This window comes from Eubacterium ruminantium (genome assembly GCF_900167085.1).
Classification (GTDB): Bacteria; Bacillota; Clostridia; order Lachnospirales; family Lachnospiraceae; genus Eubacterium_Q; species Eubacterium_Q ruminantium.
On the sequence record NZ_FUXA01000007.1, the window covers coordinates 248,977 to 255,420 of the forward strand.

General features: G+C 34.7%; 5 protein-coding genes. All 5 read right to left on the reverse strand.

Annotated elements, in window-relative coordinates:
* Positions 1-714 carry a response regulator transcription factor gene (locus B5D25_RS06580; protein WP_078787164.1) on the reverse strand — a complete coding sequence of 238 codons (714 nt, stop codon included), beginning with the start codon at positions 712-714 and terminating at the stop codon, positions 1-3.
* A gap of 107 nt (positions 715-821) precedes the next feature.
* Positions 822-3,203: an ABC transporter permease gene (locus B5D25_RS06585; protein WP_078787165.1), complete on the reverse strand. Its 2,382-nt coding sequence runs from the start codon at positions 3,201-3,203 to the stop codon at positions 822-824.
* 1 nt (position 3,204) lies between these two features.
* Positions 3,205-4,014 carry an ABC transporter ATP-binding protein gene (locus B5D25_RS06590; RefSeq protein ID WP_078787166.1) on the reverse strand — a complete coding sequence of 270 codons (810 nt, stop codon included), beginning with the start codon at positions 4,012-4,014 and terminating at the stop codon, positions 3,205-3,207.
* A gap of 321 nt (positions 4,015-4,335) precedes the next feature.
* Positions 4,336-6,033, reverse strand: a complete 1,698-nt coding sequence (locus B5D25_RS06595) for an EAL domain-containing protein (protein ID WP_159444100.1) — start codon at positions 6,031-6,033, stop codon at positions 4,336-4,338.
* 209 nt (positions 6,034-6,242) lie between these two features.
* The coding region (locus B5D25_RS13060; RefSeq protein WP_341465076.1) for a hypothetical protein at positions 6,243-6,444 on the reverse strand (202 nt) is incomplete at its 5' end.

The following is a 6,444-nucleotide window of genomic DNA, read 5'->3' on the forward strand; positions in this document are numbered from 1 at the left end:
TTACAGTTCTAAAATATATCCTGTTCCCCAAACTGTTTTTATGATCTGTGGATCATTTGGATTTTCTTCCAGCTTTTCTCTCAGTTTCCTTATATGGACATTGAGGGTTCCGTCACTGAAGAATGAGTCTCCCCAGACTTCTTCGAAAAGCTTATCTTTGGTAACTATGGTATTTTTATACTTGTACAAACATTCGATCAAGGCAAATTCTTTGGCCTTAAGACTGATTCTTTCGCCATTTAAAATAATAGACATTGTTGAAGGTTCAAGAACAAGCTTTTCATTTTCAGATTCATTTATATCATCATTATCGGTATCTTTCACAGAATCCTGTCCGGCTGTTTTAAGCTGTTCGACTCTCTTAAGATTAACCTTAACTTTAGCAAGCAAAATAGCCATACTGTAAGGCTTTCTTATATAGTCATCTCCCCCGATACTTAAAGCTATAAGAACATCATCATCACCCTGTCTTGCACTTATAAAAAGTATTGGCAGCTGATATTCTTCTCTGATTTTTTTGCAGACATCAAAGCCGGATCCATTTCCAAGATTTATATCAAGAAGAAGGAGGTCCACAGTATTATCCTCAAAGAATTTATAACACTCCTCAGCTGAATTTACGTAGGCTGTCGTTATATCAAACATCTGAAAATACTCAGCCGTCATCTTCGACAGTTCTTCCTCATCATCAACAATCAGACAATTATAATGCATACCATGAACCTCCACCATTTATAAATTATTAACCATCACTAAGCATTTTATAATAGTTTAAATGATTTGGCATCATTTATTTAGTTTTTTACCTGTTTTTTATCTCTTTACTCCTCTGTGATCATTTCTACCGGATTAAGCTTTCTGACTCTTAATGCCAATAATCCTGATACAACAGCTGCAGTTACAACTATTCCGACAACAGAAAGGATTATATAAAAAACTGAGATGTTGAATTTGATCTTTTCTACTCCGAACATGATCAGGAATACAACAACAAGGTTCTTACCAAACAGGCAGGCAAGGATTACTCCTATTATCGAACCTACTGTTATCGCCGGAATATTTGAGATCATTGTCTGGACAATAAGCTCCTTACTTGAGAATCCAAGTGCACGATTAACTCCATAATCTTTCCACTCACGTACCATCTTTGAACGGATAACAAGTGCTTCAACGAATATAACTACTAATGATGTTACAATAACGATTATAAGACAAACCATTCTCATTGATGATGTAAGTGAACCGATGGAAATATCCAAAGTTTTGTTACCATCACTTATGTTTAATCCCGGACAAGCTTCATCAAGTCTTGCCTTCATTTCCTCATAACCGATTCCTTCTTCAGTATAAATTCTGTACTGCCAGCTGCTCTTAAACTGAGCCAGACTGTCTGCACCTTCTTTGGTCATTATGGCTGTATATCCTGCCATCTGTAAAAGCTGATATTTACCTGTTATGATAAACTGTTTTTTTCTGTCACCGATCGATACTGTAACAGTATCACCTATCTTTACTTTAAGGCGCTTCATGTCATTTGCTGTAAGAGCCACTTCATTATCATGAATCGGCATTCTTCCTTCTGAAGCAAGACAGTATCTCATCTGTGTAACATCCTGATAAGCCATTGTATAAATAGTATCTGATGCTTTCTCAGATTCATATAAATATTCATTATCTGTAAATGCTAAAAGATTCTGTATTCCTTCAACATCCTTGACTTTTTCATAAGAATCATACTCCCCTGAAGCAATAACCTCACCACACTCAATTCCTGTAAGCTTCTGTATATTCTCACGGCCTTTACCATAGTTCTGATAAAGTCCTAATCCGACCACCATTACACCACCAAGTATTACTGCGATAAATGTTATAACCAGATTATTTCCTAATTTTCCGAAGGTATTCTTTAATGATAAAGTAAGCGAAACCGGAAGTTTTGTCTTATCAAATGCAAAATAATTCTTTTTGTAATTATGTGTTCCGAGTCCTCCGCGTAATGCATCAAGTGTAGAAATCTTATCGTATCTTTTGCCTGCGAAATATACTGAAATAAAATCAACCAATATTACAGCAGCTGATACAAGTACAACTACAGGAAGATTAACCGACTGATTCCAGCTGATTCCAAGAAGACTGCTCACGAGATTTCCAACTGCATTTTTGAGAAGAATACTGATTATTATTCCGAAAACCATACCAATTAATGCTACTGATATGATCTGCATCATTAAAGCAGCTTTTATCTCTCTGACTGTATATCCTGAAGCTTCCATTATAGCTGTATTCTTCATGTTTCTCTGAATAAAATTCTTGATACTGAAATTTGTAATGATTATAGCTATTGCCATTATGAGTACCGAAAATACGAGAACTACAGTCATGGCGATGAACGGAATAAGCTGTCCGCCTCCCTTCATAACATCCCAGTTTAATCCCAGTAATCTGAGCATTTTAAAATCCGGATGTGTTTCATTATATTCAACGGCCCATTTTTTATATGCTTCAGTAACCTGTTTTTCAAGATCATCCGTTGATACATTTTTAGCTATTGCTTCTTCCGACTTTCTTGCTTTATGTCTTGTTTGCTTAACAATACTGCTCGATTCTATCTCTTCCAGTTTATCCATATATTCATCGGAAACTCCGATCAGAAATATAGACATATTCATTGGATTAGCGTAGATAGTATCTTCGTTATATCCTACAACATTAAATTCAATTATTTTATCATCAATCTTTAACTCTAAAGTGTCACCAATGCTAAACCTATTTTTAAGATAATAAGGAACTACAACTTCATTTCCTGAAAAATCCGATGTATTAAGACTCAGTTTCTGTATATGTTTTTCCTTATCATATGATGTTATCATGAAGGAAAATGAGTCCCATTTTGCTTCTCCGCCTTTTCTAAACTCACAATCTATTCCAAGAATATCTTCTGCTTCATAATCACTAAAATTCGGATTATTCACTAGTATGTCTTTTAACGCTTCATCTACTTCATCAACTGATTCTACAACGACCTCCACATCACTGCCGCTTGTTTCTTTATGAAGAGTTTCAAGTACCTTTCCAAGTCCTGTGATGGTTGAAATGCTGATGATTATAAGAAATACCGCCATGCATGTAAGAATGAAAAATGTGATCATATCACCTTTTTGCTTTTTTATATTATTTTTTGCAATAAAGAAAAGTCTGTACATTTTACCACCCCATTTCCTGAAGGAAGTTCTTCAGTTTTACGTGTCTCTCCTTAGCTATTTCCTGATCCGGATTTTTATCATCCTTATAATTTCCCTTATATGGTCCAATCTCGATTTCGGATGATATCACACCATCGGCAAGATAAATTATTCTGTTGCCTCTTTCAGCTGCCTTAACTGTATGTGTAACCATTACTATGCTCTGTCCATCATTATTAAGATCGGACATGATATCAAGAACATTTTCTGTATTCTGTGAATTAAGAGCACCTGTCGGTTCATCTGCAAAAAGTATCTCAGGATTGTTAATGACGCTTCTTACCATAGCTACTCTCTGCTGCTGACCACCTGATAACTGATTTGGAAATTTCTTCCAATCTTTCTCACTTACTTCGACTCTTTCAAGAAGCTCCTTTGCTTTTTCAGCAAGCTTCTTTCTGTTCTTGCTCTTTAATAATCCGCTGAGCATAACATTATCAAGTGCACTCATGGAATCATTAAGATAATTCTGCTGGAAAACGAATCCTGCATGATTTCTTCTAAACAAAGCTAATTTATCATTGTTAAATTTTGATATTTCAATATCTTTTTGATCATCGAACTGATATGTAATAGATCCAAGACTTGGTCTATCCATTCCTGAAAGAGCATACAGAAGAGTACTTTTTCCCGAACCGGAATTCCCCATAACTACCGTAAAGTCACCTCTATATATATCAAGATTAAGATTTTTCAGAACATGCTGCTGAACTAACTCATTTGAGAAAGTCTTTGAAAGATTTTTTGCTGTTAATATAATACTTTTACCCATTTCTTTTCCCTTTCGTTAAACTAATGTATTTCTGATTTATGTCGGATCACCCAATCCGCTTTCCTTGAGTCTAATATAATATACTTCTTAGATTTAATCTTTATGTAACTCTAGTCTAATTCTTATCTATTTCTTAATTGATTAATTTAGAAACTCATATTATCCATGGTTTTATACATGAAAATACCCTCCTACCGTTTTTGAGGTATGAGGGTACTATCACTTCTTTTGCAAAATATTATTTAAATATACTCATAATCTTAGTGCATTCGTCAACCGAAAAATCGGTCAAGTGACCTAAATATAATTTAGCACATACACTTAGTCATCGAAAATATCAGGATGTTCATTAAGCAGTAAACCGTACGATCCTGAATCATGATTAGAAACCTTTTGAATAGTATAAATAAAACTTGTCGGTTCAGATATAGGTCCCGGTATTCTCGTAATCCTTATGGTTCTCCATCGATAATCATCTTCTACTTTTACTCTGAAAAGTTTCTGAACGAATATGTTATCATGTTTGCTAAGTCTATCTTCAAGTGTCTGCATGTCTACGAACTGCATATATCTTTTCTGATCGTCAGGATAAATATTATCATTGCAAAAGTTTATAAATCCCCTTCTTAAAGGCACCTTTGAATAATCCTTATCGAATCCTGCAATGGAATAAATTCTCTTTGACATATCTTCTTCAGGATATATAAGAGTAACATGTTCATATGTTGAAAACAACGACTGACTGGCACGAAGTATTTCATCAAAATTCCTCTCTTCTTTGTCCGAATCAAAGGTAAAGAGAGTCATTGCCAGCATATTCTTTTTACCCGTCTTTGCTATGGCTTTTATCTTGATCGTATAATAAATATCCTTCGTTACATAATCAAGCTTCTGAATCTTACCGGTACTGACAGCCCTGATAAATCGCTCATTAAACATGATATACTGACTCGAAACTTTCTCGTTGAATATATCTTCCATCTTTTCAACAGACTCATAACCAATCTGTAAAATCTTCTTCCGAAATTCATGATTGTAGAATTTAAATTTGATTAACCCATCAAAATATTCTGCCAATGCAAGAGGAATATCACTCCTCATTTTTAATTCCTTATCATCTTCACCATGAAAATCTTCAAGAGGGTTTGTACTGAGGAAATTAAATTTACCTATCGTATTCCAATAATCCTCTTCTTCGGAAAGCTCGACATTCACTCCATCCTTCTGCATATATTCAAGGAATGCATCCTCTGTCATAGGTTTTGCATAATAATATCCCTGAATCAATTCACAGCCTATGCTTCTTAAAAAGTCCAACTGTTCCCTGGTCTCTATACCCTCTGCAAGAGTATGGATTTCCATAGCTTTAGCCATGTTGACTATGGCTGAAATCATTTTCATCGATCTATATCCAAAATTTCTAAGGAAAAGCATATCCAATTTTAATACATCAAAATTATAGTCCTTAAGAACATTTAATGACGAATATCCGCTTCCGAAATCATCCATCCATATACTGAAACCTTCATCATGAAAGCAATTAAAAATATCACGGAAATTGGAGGATTCATCCAACATAACACTTTCCGTTATCTCAACTCTTATCGATCCATGAGGAACATCATATGCATTTATAACTTCGGTAAATAATTCAAAAAGATCGGGTTCGTTAAAATCCAGTCTTGAAAGATTTATTGAGAAAGGCGCGATCTTCATACCCTTTTCAGCCATCTTGCGATATAATTCACAGATTTTTTTAAGCATATAAAGATCAAGTCTATAGATTAATTTATGTTTTTCAAGCACATCAATGAAAAGCTGCGGAGATATCAGACCCAGCTCAGGATCATCCCATCTTGCCAGAGCTTCCACACTGCAAATGTCTTCTGTAAGCGCTCTGTAAACAGGTTGAAAATATGCTTTGATGTGACCTTTATTAATGGCATCATTGAAATGATCAACGATGTATTTCTCATCAAATACCAAAATAACAAACCACCCCTGTCTGCTATTAAACACAAGCTTTCTTCTTCCCCATATATGAAAGCTTATTTCACAATACATCTAGGTTTATTATAATATATCAAAGAATATTTATCAACATTATCTGCCTTGTAGATGGAGTAAATCTGTTGTCAGTTGGGAGAGCATAAAAAGAAAAGCTTCTAGATATAATGATTTAGAATTGTTTGCCTTATTCTACTTTTATCCGTCTGCTTTGTCAAACCCTAGAACAACAACTGATGCAGCCTTATTGAGGCTGTCTTTCGCACTGTCCCCTCCGGTACATGTACCTGTATTCGATCTATATAACTTTTTGCTTGATCATAATGTTCAGAAATGATATCTCTAAGGGTAAATTTTTCAGGCGTAACATTTGTCAACGAAGCTGTATCTATTCCTCTGTTTTCTCTGCTGTACTTTACCAGA